Here is a 22665-nt window from a genome sequence, read left to right as displayed (position 1 = left end):
ACTCCTTAGTAAAGGTAACTTGTAATAATAGGACGATATTATAAATTTTAAAGTTATTAACTATAACTAATTAATTGTTAGTTTTAGAAAAATTTACTTAAAATGTAGAAACCTAGATAATTATTAGATTACAACTGCATACAAAAAATGCCTCAAACTGTTATTTCTAACAATTTGAGACATTTTTATTTATTCAAGCTAATTACTTCTTAATGAAGTTAGCTTCCTTAACATATTTTCCTTTAGCAGTAATGTAATATTTCTTACCATGAATCGAAACTGGATCACCATAAGTCTTAACTAACTTATGCTTCTTCAGCACTGCCTTACCTTTACGATCACCATATTGACTGTAAACATAAGCATTATGCTTTAATTTCATCTTCTTAGCATTAACATTTGCTGCCTTGACATACAAACCATCATCAAGTGCGTAATAAACTGTACCGTTAATTAACTTAGTACCTGTCGTAGTAATTACTGTGCCTTCGTTGAAAATTAAGCCATTGGAACGTTTGCCATCTTGGTCATAAAGATAGGCGTTGTGCATGATCTTCTTTTCAGCTGCAGCAGTTGTCTGGTCGCTAGTAGTCGCTTCTACCTCAACGGTTGTGATTACACTGGCTTCAGCAACATTAGCAGCCTTAACCAGCTCACCCTTGTTAATAATATAGAACTTCTGCCCATGAATTGTGATTGCACCACCATAAGTTTGGATTGTCTTACCCTTCTTCAAGGCATGTAACTTCTTAATTCGTTGACCATACTTGTTATAAACATAAGCATTATGGGTTAGCTTGGTATCAACACTATCAACATTAGTAGATACTATGTAGTACTTCTTGTTATTGGCACCCTTATCAATGACAACGAAGTAATCCTTGTCGCCAATCTTTTGCTTACCAGAAATCGTAATCACAGAACCGGCCTTCAGATCAACCTTGTTGCAACGTTTACCATTTTCATCATATAAGTAAGCATTGTGCATTAAGGTAACATCTTGAGTTGGCTGTGTTGATGGAATTGGCATTGCAATTGAAGTCCCTGAATCATTACTACCAATAATTGAATTAATGGTTGCAGAATCAGTGTAATCATTCTTGATTTGACTAATAGTGTCATCGCGATCGTGATTAATTGTACTAATATCAGAATCATTCTTGATCTTGTCTTTACCTTTTTGGGCATCTTGCTTAACACGATCCTTCAGCTTGGCTTTTTGATCCTTACTCCAATTTTTGTTATTGTCAATTGCCGTATTGGCTGCAGTAACTGCATCGTCAATCGCCTTATTAGCATTATCTTTAACAACTGTTAAATCATTATTGATAATGTCAGCTAAATTACTATCTGAAATAATAGTGGTGATGTCGTTAAGGGCAGCACTTGCAGCATTATTAACACCATTCTCATCATTAGTACTGTCAATCTTGCCTGGCTTATCAGTAGTACCATTTGTACCGTTGACAATGTCATCAATTGCTTGATCAACTTTGTCTTTCAAAGCTTGCTTTTCAGCATCAGTATACGGTGTACCATCTGGCTTATTAGTCAAATGGTCAATCTTATCCTTAGCATTTGCAGCAGCATCAGCAACTTCACCCTTGGCAATTTCTTTTTCAGCTTCTAAGGCATCGTGCTTAATGTCATCAACAGTCACACCATGAGCTTCCTTATGATTATTAAAGGCAGCATCAGTCTTCGAAGTATCAGCATTAGGACCAAATTGATCGTGCAAGTGCTCAACGGCATGTTGATGAGCAGCAGCGATTGCGGCATTGGCATCAACAAGTGCACTAAGTTCAGTAGTGTAATCATTCTTAATCTGATTAATAGTTTCGTCGCGATCGTGATTAATTGTACTAATATCAGAATCACTCTTGATCTTGTCTTTACCTTTTTGGGCATCTTGCTTGACTTGATCTTTCAGCTTATCCTTCTGATCCTTACTCAGGTTCTTGTTATTGTCGATAGCTGTATTGGCTGCAGTAACTGCATCGTCAATTGCCTTATCGGCATTATCTTTAGCAACTGTTGGATCATTATTGATAATGTCAACTAAATTATTATCTGAAATAGTGTTAGTAATTTCTTGAATAGCATTTTGTTCAGCAGTGGTGACATCTGACTTATTCTTTGCCTGATCAATAGTCCCTGGCTTACCAGTAGAACCATTTGCATTATTAACAATATCATCGATTGCTTGATCAACTTTATCCTTCAAAGCTTGCTTTTCAGCATCAGTATACGGTGTACCATCTGGCTTATTAGTCAAATGATCAATCTTATCCTTAGCAGCGTTAGCAGCATTAATAACATTTTGCTTAGCACTTTGCTTATCTTGATCAAGTTTAACAGCATTGTATGCTTCCTTAATGGCATCTTGCTTTTGAGTTACATTATCCGCAGTCGTATCAGTAGTTAAAATTGCATCAAGCGCTGCTGAATCAGTACCCAATTTATCCTTAGCTGTTTGCTTTTCAGAATCAACTATACCAGCTAAACCTGTATTTTCTGCATTAGTATATTTGTCATCTGTTACTTGATTGATTGCATTCAAAGCTGCTTGCTCTGCTTGGTCAATTGCCTTAGCTTCATCACTACCTTTAGCAACGCCCATGTCTTGACGAGCCTTATCAGCAGCAGTAATTACAGCGTTTTGTGCAGCTTGCTTATTCTTTTGTTCTTGTTGAACAGCTTCATTAGCACTAATAATTGGATCCAGAACACTACCATTATTATTCGTACATGCGTCTTTAATCTTATTAATAGCATCAAGAGCATTTTGCTTAGCAGTGTTGACATCAGGTACTGAATTAGCATTATCAATAGTACCCTTATCATCATTAGCCTTGGCAACTTCCGCTTGAATGGCATCCTTAATTGCTTGCTTTTCAGCATCAGTGTAAGGTGTGCCATCTTGATGATTAGTCAGCTTATCAACTGCATCATTGGCAGCACTAGCTGCAGCAGTAACTTCTTGCTTAGCCTTGGCTTTAGCATCAGCTAAAACAGCAGGATCACTATTCAAAGCTTCTTTGTCAGCTTCGGAATTACCAGTACCATTAGCACTAATGACATTTAAGGCATTGTTTAATGCACCACTGACAATTGAATTGTCTTTGCTCTTAGAAGCTTGCAGAGCAGTCATACGGCTTGGATTAGCTTGGGCGGCTTCAATCGCTTCATCAGCAGCTTGCACATTACTATCAATTAAGTTATTCAAAGCTGCTTGTTCATGATCAGTATAAGCTGAACCATCTTCATGCTTTGAATTCTTAATCTCATTCTTAGCCGCTTGAGCAGCATCTTTTACAGCACCTTGAGCAATTGCTTGTTCGGCTTTTCGTGCAGCTTCCTTAATAGCAGCAACACTATCGCCATCAATTGGTGCATGATGGTTGAAAGCATTATCTAGGTTAGTAGTATCAGCATCATCCAAGTTAGCCTTAGCTGCATCGTAAACAGTTTGCAAGTCCTTTTCAGCTTGGTCTTTAGCTGCTTGCAATTCACGATCATTTTGAACATTTTGATCATTGCTTAAAGCTGCTTGGTTCTTGTCAGTACCATCAGTTACAATATCAAGAATATTTTGCAGAACATCCTTACGAGTCTTATCAATATCAGTAGTAGTGTCTAATAAACCCTTATTACTATCAGTACCATTAGCGTTATTAACTACATCTTGAACAGCGTTAGTTAAAGCGGTTTGTTCATTAGTAGTGTATGGCTTCTGTGTATCCTGATGCTTAATATTAGTAATTAGCTTATTAGCTGCAGTTTGCGCATCTTGAACAAGACCTTTAGAAATGTCAACTTCACCAGCCTGTTCAGCTTCAGCAATCTCAGTAGGCTTTGAATTATTGCCTAATTTATCAATTGCAGCTTGTGCAGCAGTGTTAGCAGCATCAATCTTTGAAGTATCAGCATCTTTACCGAACTTATCATGCAATTCTTGAACAGCCTTGTCATGATCTGCCTGTAATTTAGCCTTAGCCCGTTCTTTTTGAACTGCAGGATCATTACTAATAGCAGTATGATCAGACTCAGTTGTCCCTATGCTATCACTTGCAATTGTGTTCAAGCCGTTGTTTAAAGCACCGCTGACTACTGAACTATCAGTTGAATTTTGAGCATCACTGACTAAAATACCACTTAAATCAGCAGTAGCATGGCTAATAGTTTCATTAGCCGTTGCGGCATCTTGGTCAAGTAAGTTATTCAAAGCATTCTGTTCAGCTTCTGTATATGAACTACCGTCTTCATGCTTCAAATCTTTAATCTTGTTCTTGCCGTTAGTTACTCCATCAGTTACAGCGCCATGAGCAATTGCTTGTTGTGCTGCTTGGGCGGCACTAGCAATATCAGCTAAGCTATCACCATCAATTGGTTCATGGTTGTTAAAGGCATTGTCCACTTCAGTAGTGTCAGCATTAGGACCATATTGTTCTTTCAGCTTATTAACTGCTGCATCATGAACAGTTTGCAAGTCTTTTTCGGCTTGCTTCTTAGCCCGTTCTTTTTGAACTGCAGGATCATTACTAATAGCAGTTTGTGCAGCATCAGTTGACCCTGTGGCATCATTAGCAATAACTGCTAAACTATCGTTCAAGGTACCACTAACTGAACCATCGCCTGTTGCCTGCTCAGCCTCAGTTTGACTAATACCTTCTTTATCTTTCGCAGCATTAGCGATTTCACTATTTGCTTTATTTACATCTTGAGTAATTAATGCATTCAAAGCTTGCTTTTCGGCATCAGTATAAGGCGTATTATCATCATGTTTCAAAGCATTAATACTATCTCTGGCAGCTTGAGCAGCAGCTTGAACAGCACCCTTGGCAATTTCACGTTGTGCCTTTTCGGCATTATGCTTAATCTCTTCAGGAGTTGAACCCGTAACTGTCTTATTATTGTTAAAAGCCGCATCAAGAGCACTAGTATCTGCACCATTAGGTAACTTATCCTTAGCTGCTTGATAAATAGTTGCTAAATCTTTTTCTGCTTGGGCCTTAGCACGATCACGCTGAACCGTTGAGTCATTGCTCAAAATACTATTAATCGTATCTTGAGCAGAGTAATCTTTACCGATCTTGTCAATGGCATTATTCCGAGCACCACTGGCATTCTTATCATTAGTATCGGCTTCAGAAGCTTCCACTGTTTCATCAGCATTTACCGTTGAGTTATCAATGTTGTTCTTACCAGTTGTCTGCTCCTTAGCCACTTGATTCTTTAAAGCTTGCTTTTCAGCATCAGTGTAAGTTGTACCATCTGACTTGTCAGGCAAATTCCCCTTATCAATCTGATTATTAGCATAAGCAGCAGCATCGTCTACCGCAGCTTTGTCAATATTCTTAATGCCATTATCAACATTCTTTAAACCATCAAGTGATAAACCATTTAAGGCTGCAACTTCACGATCATGCGCTTGGTCAAGGTTAGTCGTATCAGTACCTGCAGGTAATTTATTCTTAGCGGCTTGATAAGCATTATCAAGCTTCAACTTAGCAGCTGCCTTGGCATCAGCAAGAGCGCCAGCACCAGCAGTATTGGTATTACCCACAATGGTATTCATATCATTAATGACATCGCCTTTAGCAGCATCAATCTTGTCCTGATTACCAATTGTATCGCTATCGGTTGGTGTAACACCTAAAATACTATTAATTGCGGTCTGCGCATCCTGATCTACTTGATCCTGATATGGTTTCTTTTGGTCATCGGTCAAGTTATTATTGCTATCAATTGCATTATTAGCAGCAGTTTGAGCATCTTCAACTTCCTTAATTGCCTTGAGTTTGTTCAAAGCAGTTAAACCAGCATCATAAGCATTAGTTGCATCCGCAATTGAAGTAGCATGATCAGCCTTAGACGTATCAAGTTTAGCAATACTGTCATTAACTGTAGCAATTAAGTCATTATACTTAGACTTTTGGTCATCTGATAACCCAAGATTATCTAGCTTGCCGTTCAAACCTTCAACGCCGTCTGTACCATTCAGAGCATTATCAGCTTCATTAGCAAACCATGGGAAGTCATCAGTCTTAGAATTTTCCTTAATAACACGATCAACCATCTTCTGATAGTCATTAGCAATTTCTGCTGCCTCAACCTGATAAGCCTCTGGTGGTAAAGTGTGACCTTGTTGGTCTTTACCAGCAGCATCTAGTCTGTTCTGGGCATCAGTATATAGACTCTTGAGTTTATCTTTAGCAGCAGTCTTTTGTTCAGCTGTTAATTGTGAACGATCAATGATTGCTTCAGCATCAGCTTTTTCATGCTTTAACTTATTAGCGGCATCACTCTTATGACCACTAATTGCAGCTTGATCAACTAAATCTTGAATCTTGTCTTTAGTAGTATCTTTAATACCATCTGGCGAATCAGGTCCAGTTGTATCCGTTGCGTTATTAATTGCCGTCGTTGCGTCACTAACAAGTTTATCAATGGCATCTCGATCCACACCATCATGAATTTTAGCTTCATTTGCAGCAGTTTGAATATCAGCAATATCTTGGCGCTTCTTAGAATCTAACTTGGCGCTTGCTAAAATTTGATCAATTGCAGATTCACCATTAGTTTCCGCAGCAGCAACATTAGTTTTGCCAATTGCCAAATCATCTGACGTTGGCTTGTCTGGTAGTGACACACCACTAATCTTATCAGCAGCATCTTGACGAGCTGTTTCAATTTGCTGCTTGTAATCAGCAATTTCTTCTGGCGTTAAACCATTTGGATTATCTTTACTTTGAGCAAGAGCATCAATGGCATCTGCTTGCTGCTTTGCGTGATCGTTAAGTGCCGTCGTCTGCTTATTCTTCTCGTTTAAGAGCTTATAAGGTAACAAAGCATTATCAATCGCAGTTTCACAGTCTTTTTCGGTTTGATCAAGATCGTTCTTAGCAGTATCTAAACCAAAGATCGTGTTTTCACCTTGACGCTGTGCATCATGAACAGCAGCTTGGGCATTAGCAATATCACTATCGGTTAAGTTAGCGAAATCTGGATTATCCTTTGAGATAGGTTCGTACTTAGGACGACCATTAGTGCCATCGTTACCATTCTTAACATCACTAGCATGTTGCTTTAACTTCTCAATAGCTTGTTCTTTATTATCCCAATTGCCCATTAAGTTAGTTAACTTAGAAACTCCATCCTGAGCATCCTGATCCATCTTACCAATTGGATCATCAGCATCATTGCGATCTCGATTAATATTGTTGTTAGCTTCATTCTTAATGCTATTGATTTGGTCATAAACATGTTGCTTCTGCTTAGAAGTCATATTTGGATGCATACTAATATAATCACTAGCTGCAGCGTTTGCCTTTTGAACCGCAGCTGCAACGTTACCAAGATCAGTATTTTGTGCTTCATCCTTGGTAACTTCATCGTTAACAGCATTTAATTGTACTTCACCAACTGCTTCAGCCTTATCAATAGCAGTATGATCTTTAGCAGCATCAATCTTACCTTCAGCATCACTTAACGCATCATCAACTTGCTTATTAAGACCACCTTTACCGTCAGCGCCATTAGCTTGCGTTTGACTTAACTTGCCAGCAGCAAGATCATCCTTAATTCTGTCCTTAATTTTTTGTGCTAATGCTTCAAGTTTACCCTTAGCATCATTAACAGCAGCTGTATGGGCTGTATCGTTTGCACCACTAACAATATTACTAATCGTGTCTTCAGTATCACTAACAATACTATTAATGGCATTCTGATCTTTAGCATTGTTAATTTGATATTTACCACCGTTCGGATCTTTAGAAATCGCATGGTTAATGTTGGCAATAGCAGTTTGCTTGTCATGTTGTGACAACTTATCGTCTGGAATCTTGTTAATTTGATCAATAGCAGTTTGGGCAGCGTCATCCAATGCCTTATCAGCATCATTCTTAGCCGCCTGCAACTTAGCATCATCTAATGCTTGTTGAATATTGGTTAAACCATCATCACGATCACCCTGTATAGCAGCAACAGTTGCATCGCCATTAACCGCATCAACAGCATCGTTATGTGCACTTTGTGCTTGTTGCTCGAAGCCATTCAATTGATCAGAAGTCAGATGATCCTTCAAAGCAGCAATTTGGTCAAGAACCCCCTGCTCCTTGCCATCACCATTTAGCTTATGATCAAGTTCTTTAATTGCTTCTTGTTGAGCAGCACTAATCTCACTAGCATTAGTAGCTGAAGCTACTGAATTAATCTTATCAATTTTATCCTGATAGGTATTAACTGTAGCAGTTACATCATCAGGCGTTTGATCATCATTGTTAATTTCATTAACAGCATCACTAACAAGCTGATCGATCTTAGCAGCACCACCGGTACTATCAGGATTAGGCAACTTACCTTTGGCTGTTTCACCATATTGGGTAATCTTGTCCTTGCCCTTAATCTTAGCTGAAGCGAGTAATGCTGGCTTTTTGGCATTGTTGACGTCAGTATTAATACCGTTAACTGCATTATCAATGGCTGGCTTATCTTTAGCAGCTGCAACTTGCTTCTTGCGATTAGTCCTAGCAGCTTCGATTTCCTTATGAGCTGTAGTAAAGGCAGCAGCTGTAGTAGAATCAGCCTGTTCTTGCTTACTCAGAGTAGCCCATTCATTATCTAGCGCTGTATTAGCAGCATCACAGGCAGCATCAATGTCCTTATCAGCCTGATCTTTCAATCCTGCAAGATATGAACTATTAGCATTTGCTTCAGCAGTAGCAATAGCATCTAATCCATCACTTTCAGCCTTGTTGGCCTTATCAATCGTATCAGTCGTTGACTTATCTATTTCTTCTTTAGCATCATCACGTGCCTTGTTGATTGCCGTATGAGCAGCAGCTTTTTGCTCATCAGTTAAAGCAGATTGATCAATGCGGTTATTAGCTTCTTGGGCAGCTTGGTCAAGTTCAGCCTTATCATTTTTCTTAACTTGATCCAGACCTTGAGCACTGTCAACAACTTTATCCATATTATCGCAGCCGTCAATTGCAGCTTGAGCAATATTATCTAAGTCAGTGTTAGCAGAATCGTTAACTTTACCCTGCGCATCATCATGAGCTTGCTTGATCTTCTGCTTTAAAGCATCCTTGCTTGTTGAATCCAAGTTCGTCAAGGCGTCTATCGCAGCATTATCATCTTTTAGCCTCTGATCAAGCTTCTTGTTAGCAGCATTCTTGGCATTTTGCACATCAGCAGCAGTTTGATCAGCTTGAATATTAGAGTTACCAGTATTTAAAGCTGAAGTAACATCGTTAATACTTGTAGCAGAGTTAACTGCATCTTTGGCATTGCCAAAGTCAGTTTCAACTTTATCCTTTAAGGCGTTCTTCTCATCAGTACCAAGGTCAGTTAAACCATCAATATGCTCTTTAGCAGCATTTGCTGTAGCTTTTAACTTATCAATTGCATCATTTTTATTATTAGCCAAAGTAAGATTATCAATATCAGTAGTAACACCGTTCATTAAGTCGATGTACTTATTAGCATCAGTATCAGTCTTACTCTTATCAGTTTCATTCTTAACAGCTGTTGTACCTTGAGTATGGTAGCCGTCAATCTTACTGATCATGTCATCATGCTGCTGTTGCGTAATCTTACCATCAGTAAGAGCATCATCAACTACCTTGTTATCTGCAGTTTGAGCAGCATTCAATTTATTAATAGCATCTTGTTTAGCAGCAATCAAGTCAGCCTTGTTGGCATCCTGCGCCATATTAGTTGCACCAGTTTGCTCAGCAGTATCGGCCTCATCAGAAGTCTTAGCAGCGTTAATATTAGTTAAAGCTGTCTGATAGTCATGCTCAATTTGGCTAATCAGATCTGTTTTATCAGTTGGACTAACTTGATCATCCGTAAAACCATTAACCTTATTTTCGGCAGCTGTCTTAGCATCATCTAAATTTTGTTTAGCGGTTTGTTTAGCAGTATTAAGCGCATTTTCAGTATGTTCCTTATCATTGCTATTTAATGTATCAGCATTAGTCAAAATATCATCAAGATTTTTAATTGCTTGACTCTTTTGCGCATCAACTTGATCATCATCACAAGTTGCTAAATTACTCAAACCATTAGTCCAAGCTGTATTAGCATTAGCAATCAATTGCTTACGGTGTTCATCAGTTAAGTCAGGATACTTGGTCTTATCATTAAGGTCATCAACAACTTTCTGATGTTCAGCATTAACTGCAGCAATTGCAGCCGCACGGTTAGCTTTATTAGTAGCATCAGTTACAACACCATTTAGGTTAGTCAGACCATTATTTAAGTCAGTCTTAATACTACTGATACCATTAGCTAAGGCCGCATCCTTAGCAGCTTGATCTTGGGCATTAGTAACAGCGGCATTTACTGTACTTTCATCAACATTAATGTGATCTGTTGCACCAGTACCATTAGTATTAGTTACAAAGTCGTGTGCCTTACTCTTGCCATTCGCAATCTGATCAGCAGTCAGATTATCGCTAAGAGCATCAAGCTTCTCCTCAACTTTAGATTCTTCAGCATTTAATTTAGCATTGGCCTTATTCTTTAAGGCAGCCAAGATAGCTAATTTAGCAGCATTTTCGGCATCTTGAACTTGACTAGACGTATCATGGGCAGTCGTTCCAGCATCTGATACATTGTCAATTGTCCCTTTATTTGCTGTTGCCTCATCTCTAGCTGCATCAATATCAGCGTCATCATTAGCACCTAAGGCATCTTTAGCATCTTCCGCAAAGCCAGCAACCTCAGCTTTAGCAGCAGCCTTGTTAAACTTGTTAAGAACACGCTGTTGACGATTGTTAATAAAGTCTTGATTATCAGAACCGTAAATTGAATTCTTATCACCCTTATCAGGTTTCGTATTCAAAGCAGCAGTTTTAGCATCATCAATTTCCTTATTGTATTGTGCCTTTTGTGCTGCCGTTGCATGTGAATTATTTACACGAGTATGTGCTTGAGTAGCCGCGTTTTCAATGGCATCACTGGCAGCAGAGTACTTAACAATATCATCAATAGCTTTTTCACCATCTTGTTCAGCAGCTTCAATTGGACCATTACCATTGGTATCAGTGTTAGCACTCGTGTCTGTAGCATTAAAGATATTCTTAGCAGCTTCTTTAGCAGCATTGACAATATCCGGCTTAGCATCCGGCTTCTTTGAAGCTTGATTATTCGTGTAAGCTACCAGCTTATTCAAAGCATTGTAATACTTCAACGTTTGATCAAGTAAATCTTGTGCTTTCTTCTGTTCACCTAAGGCAGTACCAGCAGTAGCAGTATCACCTTCCTTAGTCGCCTTATCAATCGTAGCTGTTGCTTTAGAATCAGTCTGATCACCAGCAATTGAAGCAGCCTCATCTAAATTACTATTAAGTTTACTAATACCGGCTTTAATATCAAGATCAGAACCAAGATTTAAACTGGCAAACTTACCTTCCAGAAGTGAAATATTGTGCCGTAAACTATCATAAGTCTTGCCATCATTATCAGTACCACCATTGATTTGGACAATAATATGCTTCTTCAAACCATCTTTATAAGTCTGAATTGCTTGATCAATTGCTGCAATACTGTTTTTAACATCAGTAATCTGATCATGGTTATTAGCATTAGCATTGGCGTGATTAGTATCTTGCAAATTTGCAATGCTAGTTTCACCGTTAATCGTAGCCTGATAGGTACTATTAACTTTACTAATAGCAGTCCCACAACTTGGGTAATCACTTACCACACTGTTAGCATACTTTTGCACTTCAGAAACAGCATTGGCCTTAGCAATAGTTAAATCAATTACCGTCTTGGCCTTAGCAACATTAGCACTGCCTGTAAATTCGGTGCCGTCGCCTTTAAAGGTTAAGTCATTAGCAATATTGGTCTTAGTGTTATTAATGTCACTTTGGTAAGTAGAACCAGCAGGTAACGTTAAACCGGTTAACTCCTTACCTTCATCACCACCATAATTCGTGATCACACCTGACAAGTTTAAGTTATATTTAGCAAAAACCTTTTGCTTAATACCATTAACAATCTTATCCTTGTTAGAACCATCGGTTGCCATCGTAGCAAGTGCAGTATTAATAGCATCATCAGTAAAGCCAGAATCTGCACTTATAAAGTCAGTAGTATCAACACCTGCTTTGCCCAAGTCAGTCTTTGCTGCCGCAATATATTTTTGAATATCTTCTTTAGCTTTAGCTTTATTTTGAGCTATATTACCCGCTGCAGTTAGAGCAGTTTCAGCATCTTGTTCTGCTTTATTAATTGCATCTTTACCAGTTGCTGCATTAATTTTATTCTTTTCTGCATTAATAGTATTAGTTAGCGAATTATCAGTTAACTTATGATCACTAACAAACTTATCGAATTTACTATCATATGCATTATGATACATAGTATCAATTGCACTTTGAGCTCGGTTAATAACGTCATTAATCGCTGCATCGCTATTATCATCAGTTACGCCATAAATAGAATTGGTTTTGTCTGGGTTTGGGTTGGTATCATCTGTACCACCTGCAATAGCAGCATGATAAGCTTGATCAATCTCATTCTTATAAGTACCATCAAGATCAAGACCAGAATTAGCTAAAATACTTAATGCGTCTTGATATGCTTGATCCAGTTGCTTTCTTTCATCATCAACTGTATCTTTAAATGACTTCTTCAACAGATCGACACTGTATGGTTGAGCATCATTAGCATACCCAACAAAGTTGGCTTCTGGTGTTAATTCTAATTGTGCTCCAGCCATTAATTTATTAAATACATCTGTTGGAATTGTAAAACTAAACGTATTGTCATCATTAACTTTAGCTGCAAATTCAGTTGATAAAGTTTCTTTAGAGTCACTTGTTGATACTGGGGTCACAAACGGTAAATCAAACGGCAATGTTAATGAACCCATACCATCTGGTAGCGGCCAAGCTAAATTAGCAGGTAAACTAGCTACTTTATTGCCACCTAATAAAACAGCATGATTCTTAAAATCAAGAACTGCATTTCCGGGTACATTTGTACCATTAAATTTCATACCATTTTTTGGTACGGTTAAAGTTTGCTTAGTACCATCAATCTTTAAGCCTGCAGGTAAAGTCTGCGGATTACCAACCAGATCTGTACTTGCATAAGGTGAGCTAAATTCTCCCGTTTTGGTTGGCTTATCAACTTGATATGGACTCTTCCAAGTTTGACCATCTAAAGTTGAGCCAGTACTATTGAACTTAGCAATAACATAAGCATCTGTACCACCATCAACTAATTTATTAAAGACCGTGTCACTCTTTGGACCATCTTTTGTCTTGTCATAGCCAGTAATTGAACCTGAGATTGTTCTAGAACCATCTTTATTAACAGTTACTTTAGCATCTTGAATTCCCAAAAATCCGGATGGATTGGCTGGAATCATGTGAATGTAGTTGTACCCCGGATTATCTGGGTTAGAGAAGGCATTTTGAATAATAGCTGGGAAAATTTCATCAAAAGAAATCCCCGCTAGACTGGTTAATAAAGCCGTTGGATCTTGGCCACCCAATGCGCTTCCTAACACACTTCCTAATCCAGCAAGAGTTGGATCGGTGCTAATATCATTTACAAGGCCGGTAATCATATCTGTCGTTAATGGCGTTGTACCGTTAAGCAGTTCCATCCTGTTAACGCCAATAGTTGCTTTATTACCAGTCGTCTTTTTAACATCTAAAATATGAAACGGTGGCAAAATAATTTGCGGCAAACCTGGAAAATCAAAAACCTGACGGACATTCATGATCTTAATATCACTATTACCAATGATACTGGCTGCCTTATTCGCATGAGCATCTAGTATCAGGCTTTGTGGGTTATTAACAGTTAAAACACCCTTCGAAGAATCAAGGTCAACTAAAGTACTGGCACCAGTTCCTGAACCTTGAGCACCTTCGCCTTCCAATGAAAGATTAAGCGTTCCGTTTTCCAAATCGGCTTGACCAGCAATGTACAGTAAGGTACCGGCATATTTTTGCATATTAGTGCCAGTTATATTCAAAGCTCCATGTGAATTAACTTGAATATTACCACCATCATAAACTACAACACTAGCTTTACCAGAACCATTATCACTAACATCACCATTGGTTTTAACGTTAATGGCACCACCATCTTGAACAGTAATTGTAGCCGCTGCGTCAGATAAGATAATAGCTGCAGCTTCATGATAATCCACTTTACCTGTAAATTGATCACTTAATTGCACATCAGTAATATTAGGCTTAGCTGCATTCTCATTTGTCTGTCCTACATTAATATTAAGGTTAGCATCTTCGTTAATTAATACTTGGCCTTTAGCCGTCATATAAATACCGGCTGCCTTAGTGGTATTTTGAGCAGAATTACCACCTTTAGAACCATCAGCATTAGCAGCTGGATTTAAAGTAACTTGGGCACCTTGCTCTAAAGTTACTTTACTATTAGTACCATGCATTTCAATTACGTTACCGTAAGTGGTTGTTCCTACAAAAGTACTACCCTTTTCAAAAGTTAAAGATTGGTTACTGTTACCTTGAAATTCAAATAACTGCTGGTCTTCACCATCACCATTAACTTTAGTGCCATCTACTTGACTTGTATAAGGCATTGGAACAGTTTCAGCAGTATTATGACCGAAGAAATGAATATCAGTATCGTTATTACCAGCATATACCATCTGATTACCATGGAAGTCAACATCTGTAAAGTTAAATGTCGATGCATTAAAATATGAATCCGCTACGCCATAATCACTTGCGCAGTACAAAGTTAAATTATCATAAGATAAAGTGAGATGCCCCTGACTACCTTTATTGCCTGAAGAAACACGTGAATTTTTAAAATCAATTATGTAGCGCTTATTATCAGCTGGATTAGATTCAATCGTTAAACTACGATCACCTGACAACGTAACTGGTTGATCACCCGTAACGTTAGTATCATTAACAATATCCTTCATAATTTCAATTTTAGTAATTTGCGTATTGCTAAAGGCATTCAGCAAATCTTTCCAGCTACTAACATAAGCAGTTTGACCATCTTGTGCGTCAGCCAATTGCTTTTTCTTGTCGTCCTGATCTGGAGCAGTCGGCTTGTCACCATTAGTGATGGATACTCCTGTAGCAGCTGGATCAGTAGTAACTGGTTTTTGACCTGGCTTAGCAGATGTTGCTGTAATATCAATGTTAGCCGGCAATTTATCATCCGCTGGCTTGTTGGTGTCAGCTGGAGCTGTAGCATTATTATTAGCAGCAATACCACTTGCAGTATCAGCAGTATTTGCGCTATTACTACCAGTAATATCACCAGCAGGCTTAGTGTCTGCTGGTTTTTGTGCTGGTGTCGCTGCTGAACTAGTAGCAGGTTTTACAGTATCACTAGGTGCAGCTGTTGGCTTAGTAACATTACCGTCACTAGCACTTACAGTAGCGCCATCACTATCCCGCAAAAACTTACTCAATTTTGCATAAGTATCAAGCTTCTGACTACCATTATTAGCTTTTTTAACTTGCTGTTTATTGCCACTAGCTGTCTTAACGGCATCACGTGTCGGAGTCTCCTGCTTATCTGACGACGCAACATTTTGGATATTTGCTGTCTCGACTTCCTTAGCAGGCGTAACTGTATCTGCTTGGACACTTTGGCTGTTTATACCAAAGAAAGTAAAGCCAAGCAGCACAGAAGCTGCACCAATACTTAGTTTACGTATTGAAAAACGGTCCTGCTTAGCTTGCATTTCCATCTTTCTTAATCGTTCGTTGAAATTATTTTTTCCCAACATAATATCTCCTTTTGATTAAAGTTATACGCGTACTATTGTATTTCATAATTATGAAAATGTAAATATAATCTTCAAAATTTATAGTTATAATATAAATAACATTTACTTACATATGTTCATTAAAATTATTTACATGTAAATCAAATTATTTTTTAATAATGCAATAAGATTAGGATGTATAGTATTTAAAATAACATAACATTGATCAAAATCTTTACGTTAAAATACCTATAGTTTATACAATTACTTGTGCCAATTGATTTGCAGTAATAACTATTACATGTATTTGCTAACTTAAATTTTTATTTATAGCTGTTTCAAGACAATTAGATACTTAAGCTTTAATCATTAGCAGCCTTACCAATATTGCTAATAAAGCCATACTAGTCGTATACATATTGACAATATCAGCTTTAAATCAGTCCCTTTTATCATAAAATATAATTTATATTTTCACTATATTTTATATTTTATAAATTAATATATATTATAATTGATATAAATGTGCTGTAATTAATTTATGTCTGCATATTTGTACAATAAACACTAATATATTAAGCTATTAGTCTGAAAAGTAAAATTTATCATTTTTTCATCAAAAAGCTTTTAATTTGTTATATAGTATTAGATAAATTGAATAATATCCGAAAATATTAAAATAATAACTAGTTATATTTTGCATTTTATATTATTTAATTTTATTGCAATCCAAATTCTTACAACCGCGATTATCAATTGGCTTAAACTCTTGACAATCCTAATGATCTTGGGTAGTATAATAGTTAATCTGAGTTGATCAACAAGCTTAAATGTATTAAAGTTGACCGATCAAACTAAAGACGTGCGAGTAAGTAAATAACTACCGAATCGGAAAACTATCATGGAATAGGATCCATATTCGCTGCGCTACTACTCAATTTTTGAACACTGCGGGTTCAACAAGCGTCATTATGCTTTGTTTTGTCAACTCGGATTTATTTTGAGATTTTACAAAACGGTTGTTGAACCGTTTTTTTGTGGAGTTTTTATGGCTATTAAAATTATCATGGGAATTTATCTTCTAATTTTACTGATAACTTCCCTCTACTTATGGCACTGTCAAGACGGTCAATTCCTAATCTATAACAGCAAAGGCACAAACAATTTCAAGACAATTATGCGCTGGACGGCAATATTGCTTTTTATTGAAACGATTTTGGGTATTTTCCTATTATTGCAAAGAAATCGCTATCTAAATTTAATTACTTTAATTTTCAGTTCGCTCACAATTTTGATTTTTAGTCTATTAATTAATCAAAAGAATGAATAACTAACCAAAATTTGGTAAAATAGATAGTGAAAGAGGTGTTCTAATGATGAAACAATATCACCACATTCAAGTCGCCGTGGATGGTTCTAAAGAGGCTGACTTAGCCTTTAAAAAAGCAGTTTCGGCTGCTATCCGCAATGACGCAATACTAGAAATTTTGCACGTAATTGATACGCGATCATTTCAAAATGTCTCGAGCTTTGACTCCGAGATGATTGAACAAGTTTCCAATGACGCAAAAGAAAAAATGGAACAATACTACAAAAACGCTAAACAAGCAGGTGTACAGGAAGTTCATTTTTCAATTGAGTTCGGGTCGCCAAAAGCAATTATTGCTCATGAATTTCCTAAAAAACATCATGTTGATCTAATCGTCCTTGGTTCTACTGGACTTAATGCCGTTGAACGTCTGCTAATCGGCAGTGTAACTGAATATGTTACCAGAACAACCAACTGTGACGTTCTGATTTGCCGTTCAAGAGAAAATTCAGCTTTAACCAAATAATAATTGTTAATACAAAAAATGCATTTACCCTGAGGTAAATGCATTTTTTTGATTGTTATAAATTTTAAAAGTCGCCAGCTTGGCTAAACATGTAATCTTTATTATGAAATTTCATGGATAAAATCATCCCAATACCAATCATATTACCAATCAAGGCTGACCCACCTTGTGAAATAAACGGTAATGGAATCCCCGTCAGCGGCAACAAATCAATGCTCATGCCCACATTTTCAAAAACGTGGAACAAAATCATCATGATAACCCCTGTGGATACATAAGAATAAAAAGCATTCCGCGTATCAAAGGTAATCTTAACCATTTGAACAATTAAGTACAAATAGAGCAGAATGACTGCAACACTGCCGACAAAGCCAAATGATTCACCAATAACAGAATAAACCATGTCTGAGCCGCGAACGGGAACATAGACACTCAATTTGCCAAAGCCGTTACCAAACAGCTGTCCTGAGCCGATAGCCTGCATACTTTGCCATAATTGATAAGCCCCCTTGGAGGTGTCAGTTGCCGGATTCAGCCAAGACATAATCCGTTTAAACTGGTATGCCTGGAAGAAGTGACTCAGAAAAGCCTGGCCGCCCTCTGTCGTTACCATAAAAATCACACTTGCAGCTAAAATACATACAGCTGCAAACATTGGTGCAATAATTTTCCACGAAATACCCGAAACTAGTGCAACACCGCCAACAATGGCAATGAAGACCAGCATAGTTCCGAAGTCATTTTGCAATTTCAACAGAATTGCAACTGGCAATAACCATCCGGCCATTTTACCAATCAGTAACCAATCATTCTTAATTGTATGCGCAAATTTTTTGTTATGCTCATGGACAACTCGTGCCAGCATTAAGATAAATGCCGGCTTCATGACTTCTGATGGTTGAAACGAAATCGGTCCTAATTTAAACCAGCTCTTAGCACCAGTATCTCCTGCCACACTACGATTATAGAAAAACAGGACAGCTATTAGTAAGATAATCCCAAAGCCGTAAATATACGGCGCAACACGCAACAGTTGCTCTGCATCAAATTGCATGACAAAAACAACAATGGCAAGAGAGATGACATACCATAACCCTTGCATAACCACTGCTTTCATCGGACTACCCATGTGACTAGGATCGTCAACTGCTGCAAAATAAATCGAATACAAACCAATTAATGCTAGCAGGATAACCGGAACAACCACATTCCATGCAATTCGATCAAACAAATCCGTTTCATTTTCTACTTTTACCATTAATGATCACATCTATTTTTCATGTAACGCAAAGTATGATAATAAGTCATTGACACTACTTTCAAGCGTCTTTGCGTATAAAACATTGCTAGTTTTGCCAGTAGTGGCACGATAGCGGCCATCAATCTTTTCAATTAAGCCAATTGACTTTTTATTCGGGATAACCACTTCCCAAGTCGGGACTTCTTTGCCCTTGACTTCATTAATTTCAATATTAATATTTTCTGGTTTTTTTGACATTTTATCTCCTACTTCACATTTGGGTGAAATTTTCTTGCAATAATCTCATCCTCATACTTCTCAGGGTGAGGATTACGGAAAATAGTAAACTTATCGGGAACTGGATCAACACCGCCACGAACAAATGGATTGCAACGCAAAATACGGCAAATTCCCATTATTAGTCCTAACAACGGTCCATGCTTTCTAAGAGCGTCAATCATATAGGTTGAACAAGTTGGATAATACCGACATGTTGGCGGCAAAATTGGTGAAATCAGTTTCTGATAAATTTTAACTAAAAAAATCAAAATCTTACGCAAGTCAATTTCCCCCGCGAATTAATGACGTTGGTGCTTTTCGATATTTTTAAGTAATGTACCTGTTCCCAAGGCAACTGCTTCTAATGGATGGTCAGCTGTTAAAACAGGAACTTTCAAATAATACGAAATTAGCTTATCGATGTTCTTAAGCAGTGCGCCGCCACCAGTAAGCATAATTCCGCGATCAATTATATCAGCGGACAACTCTGGTGGCGTCTTTTCCAAGACTTCCTTAGTTGAAGCAATAATTGTCATCAGACCATCATGCAAAGCTTCTTGAATTTCGGGTGCAGAAACAGTTACCTGCTTAGGTAAGCCATCTACCATATCCCGGCCACGCACTGTAATGGTTTCTTCCTTGTCCGGTTCAAATGCACTACCAATTTCAATCTTAATTTGTTCAGCCGTGCGTGAACCAATTAGCAAATTGTGCTTATTCTTAATGTAAGAAACAACTGCTTGGTTCATGTGGTCACCAGCATAACGCAAAGATTGGCTGGTAACAATCTCGCCCATTGATAAGACTGCAATATCAGTGGTTCCCCCACCAATATCAATCACAATATTACCTTGAGGCTTAAAAATATCTAGACCAGCACCGACAGCAGCAACTTTTGGCTCAAAATCAAGGTAAACTTTACCGCCACCAGATTTTTCTGCTGCCTGAATAATTGCTTTCTGTTCAATTGAAGTTACACCAGTTGGTGCACAAATCAAAATATTTGGCTTGGACATAAAGCCTTTTACGTTTAACTTTTCAATAAAGTACGACAACATCGCCTCAGTAATGTCAAAGTCAGCGATTACGCCATTTTTGAGCGGACGAATAACCCGAATGTTGCCCGGAGTCCGACCAACCATCTTGTATGCTTCGGTTCCTACTGCTACCACTTTATTTGTACTTGTGTTGACAGCAACTACTGATGGCTCATTTAATACAATCCCCTTGCCGGAGACGTTGATAAGCACATTGGCTGTCCCTAAATCGATTCCTATATCTCGTGCCACGATAATCCTCCATAAATATTCATTGTTCATTTTACCATAAAGAAAACAGCTTTTCCTTTGACTTTAACCTTTTTACTAAGTCTTAAAAGAAATTGCTTAATTGCAATGACGTATCAATTAAGGTTACAAAGAAATCGCCAACTAAAAAGCCAAGTCCGATTGCTGCAAAAATCAGCAATAATTGTGCCTCGAAGATTTTACCCTTACGGACAATTTTTTCAATTTTGATGCTTTTCATAATTTGAAAAGACAATCCAATCGTAATCAAATAGATTACAATGCTGATTAGCGCGTGCACTCCAAGTTGAAACATTCCATTTCTCGCATTCTATTATTAACAAAAAACGGATACACTCTCGTGCATCCGTTTAAAACCCGTATTACTAATTATTAGAATTGTAAACACTAATCCGGTTTACAGCTCGTCTTAATGCAATCTGAGCTCTCTGTAATGAACGTTGATCATGCTGAGCTTTTGCTTCTGCCATGTACTTTTGTGCTCGATCACGAGCAGCCTGTGCCCGCGAAACATCAATGTTCTTGGCACGTTCAGCACTATCGGCAATGATTGTAGCAACGTTATCTGAAAATTCAAAATAGCCGCCACTTATAGCAATATGATTGACTGCCTGGTTCATTTCCTTACTTCGCTTAACCTTAACTTCACCAATTGTAAGTGGAGTTAATATCGGCAAGTGATTGTACATAACTGAACGCTGACCATCAATTGCCCGCATTTCCACAATACTAGAATAATGCGAGTAGATCACGCCATCAGGAGTAACAATATTTACCAAAAAAAGTTTCTCTGGATCTGCCATTTGACATCACCCTACTTTTCTAATAATGCTTTTGCAGCTGGGTCACTAGCTGTAACACCCATCTTTTGTGCCTTTTTAAGGACATCTTCGATTGGACCAACACTACGGAAAGCATCTTCAGGTAAATCATCAAGATGCCCATCTAAAATCATCTTAAAGCCCTTGATTGTATCCTTAATTGGAACATATGAACCGGGAACACCAGTAAATTGCTCGGCAACAAAGAAGTTTTGCGATAAGAAGAACTGAATCTTCCGCGCCCGACTAACGATTACTTTTTCTTCATCGGACAATTCGTCCATACCCAAAACAGAAATAATATCCTGCAATTCGTGGTAACGTTGCAAAATATGTTGTACACCAGTTGCAACTTCGTAATGTTCTTTACCAACAATTTCTGGATCCAAAGCACTCGAAGTTGACTCAAGTGGGTCAACGGCTGGATAAATACCTTGCTCAACTAAGCTACGTTCCAGGTTGGTAGTAGCATCCAAGTGAGCAAACGTCGTAGCAGGTGCTGGGTCGGTATAATCATCGGCTGGCACATAAACGGCTTGAATTGAAGTAATCGAACCCTTCGTTGTTGAAGTAATTCTTTCCTGCAATTGACCCATTTCTGTTGCCAATGTTGGCTGATAACCAACGGCACTAGGCATCCGACCAAGCAAAGCGGAAACTTCTGAACCAGCCTGAGTAAACCGGAAAATGTTATCAATAAAGAGCAAAACATCTTGCCCTTCAACATCTCTGAAGTACTCAGCTAAAGTCAAGCCAGTTAAGGCAACCCGCATTCTGGCACCAGGCGGCTCATTCATCTGACCAAAGACCATGGCTGTTTTACTTAAAACGCCTGAAGCCTTCATTTCAAAGTAAAGGTCATTACCTTCACGAGTTCTTTCACCAACACCAGTAAACACGGAAATACCACCATGTTCTTGCGCAATATTGTGAATTAACTCCTGAATGATCGTGGTTTTACCAACACCGGCACCACCAAACAGACCAACTTTACCTCCTCGAACATAAGGCTCAAGCAAGTCAATAACTTTAATTCCTGTTTCAAGAATTTCCTGACTAGTTGTCAGTTCTGCATACTTAGGAGCTTCTCTGTGGATGCTCTTGCGCGGATGATCCTTACTAAATTCAGGACCATTATCAATTGGACTGCCCAGAACGTTGAACACACGACCCAAAGTATCATTACCAACTGGTACTGAAATTGGACCGCCAGTGTCTTCAACCTTCATCCCGCGTCTGAGACCATTAGTAGATTCCATGGCAATAGTTCTTAAAACACCATCGCCAAGCTCAAGTGTAACTTCAAGAACAACAGAAGTATCTTCTGATATAACTACGCGCAAAGCGTTGTTGATATCAGGTAGGTTTTTATCAAGTGGAAATTTAACATCGACAACTGGGCCGATTACTTGAACAACTTCACCTTCGCTCAAAA

General features: G+C 38.1%; 9 protein-coding genes. 1 reads left to right on the top strand and 8 read right to left on the bottom strand.

The genetic code is table 11. The features are described 5' to 3' along the window. Nucleotides 1–202 precede the first annotated feature (202 nt). Nucleotides 203–15769, bottom strand: a complete 15567-nt coding sequence (locus PT287_RS03280; RefSeq protein ID WP_277132550.1) for an SLAP domain-containing protein — start codon at nt 15767–15769, stop codon at nt 203–205. A gap of 1352 nt (nt 15770–17121) precedes the next feature. Between PT287_RS03280 and PT287_RS03275 the strand changes: the two genes are divergently transcribed. Beyond that, entirely contained in the window at nt 17122–17583 is a 462-nt protein-coding gene (locus PT287_RS03275; RefSeq protein ID WP_277132548.1) for a universal stress protein, read from the top strand. A 64-nt stretch (nt 17584–17647) separates the two neighbouring features. Here the strand turns inward: PT287_RS03275 and PT287_RS03270 are convergent, their stop codons facing one another. The 7 genes from PT287_RS03270 to atpD all read right to left on the bottom strand — a co-directional run bounded on the left by PT287_RS03270 (nt 17648) and on the right by atpD (nt 22663). Continuing rightward, entirely contained in the window at nt 17648–18841 is a 1194-nt protein-coding gene (locus PT287_RS03270; RefSeq protein ID WP_277132546.1) for an FtsW/RodA/SpoVE family cell cycle protein, read from the bottom strand. Nucleotides 18842–18853: 12 nt separating this feature from the next. Then, nucleotides 18854–19081: a DUF2969 domain-containing protein gene (locus tag PT287_RS03265; protein ID WP_277132544.1), complete on the bottom strand. Its 228-nt coding sequence runs from the start codon at nt 19079–19081 to the stop codon at nt 18854–18856. A gap of 8 nt (nt 19082–19089) precedes the next feature. Beyond that, a complete protein-coding gene (yidD, locus tag PT287_RS03260) occupies nt 19090–19383 on the bottom strand; it encodes a membrane protein insertion efficiency factor YidD (RefSeq protein ID WP_277132542.1) in 294 nt (97 codons plus the stop codon). An 18-nt stretch (nt 19384–19401) separates the two neighbouring features. Then, on the bottom strand, nt 19402–20391 hold the full coding sequence (locus tag PT287_RS03255; RefSeq protein WP_277132540.1) for a rod shape-determining protein: 990 nt from the start codon (nt 20389–20391) through the stop codon (nt 19402–19404). Between the two features lie 82 nt (nt 20392–20473). After that, nucleotides 20474–20704, bottom strand: coding sequence for a DUF1146 family protein (locus PT287_RS03250; RefSeq protein ID WP_277132539.1), 231 nt, complete (start codon nt 20702–20704; stop codon nt 20474–20476). Between the two features lie 70 nt (nt 20705–20774). Then, nucleotides 20775–21212, bottom strand: a complete 438-nt coding sequence (locus PT287_RS03245; protein ID WP_277132538.1) for a F0F1 ATP synthase subunit epsilon — start codon at nt 21210–21212, stop codon at nt 20775–20777. A gap of 11 nt (nt 21213–21223) precedes the next feature. Further along, entirely contained in the window at nt 21224–22663 is a 1440-nt protein-coding gene (atpD, locus tag PT287_RS03240) for a F0F1 ATP synthase subunit beta (protein ID WP_277132537.1), read from the bottom strand. Between the last annotated feature and the right edge of the window lie 2 nt (nt 22664–22665).

Source organism: Lactobacillus sp. ESL0679 (genome assembly GCF_029433515.1).
In the GTDB taxonomy this organism is placed as follows: domain Bacteria; phylum Bacillota; class Bacilli; order Lactobacillales; family Lactobacillaceae; genus Lactobacillus.
This window is presented reverse-complemented; position numbering and strand designations above follow the sequence as displayed.

What these genes read in the sequence shown, in the direction of transcription:
- PT287_RS03280 (WP_277132550.1), bottom strand. Translation starts at nt 15,769, where the DNA reads ATGTTGGGAAAAAATAATTTCAACGAACGATTAAGAAAGATGGAAATG.
- PT287_RS03245 (WP_277132538.1), bottom strand. Translation starts at nt 21,212, where the DNA reads ATGGCAGATCCAGAGAAACTTTTTTTGGTAAATATTGTTACTCCTGAT.
- PT287_RS03250 (WP_277132539.1), bottom strand. Translation starts at nt 20,704, where the DNA reads ATGTTTCAACTTGGAGTGCACGCGCTAATCAGCATTGTAATCTATTTG.
- PT287_RS03265 (WP_277132544.1), bottom strand. Translation starts at nt 19,081, where the DNA reads ATGTCAAAAAAACCAGAAAATATTAATATTGAAATTAATGAAGTCAAG.
- PT287_RS03270 (WP_277132546.1), bottom strand. Translation starts at nt 18,841, where the DNA reads ATGGTAAAAGTAGAAAATGAAACGGATTTGTTTGATCGAATTGCATGG.
- PT287_RS03275 (WP_277132548.1), top strand. Translation starts at nt 17,122, where the DNA reads ATGATGAAACAATATCACCACATTCAAGTCGCCGTGGATGGTTCTAAA.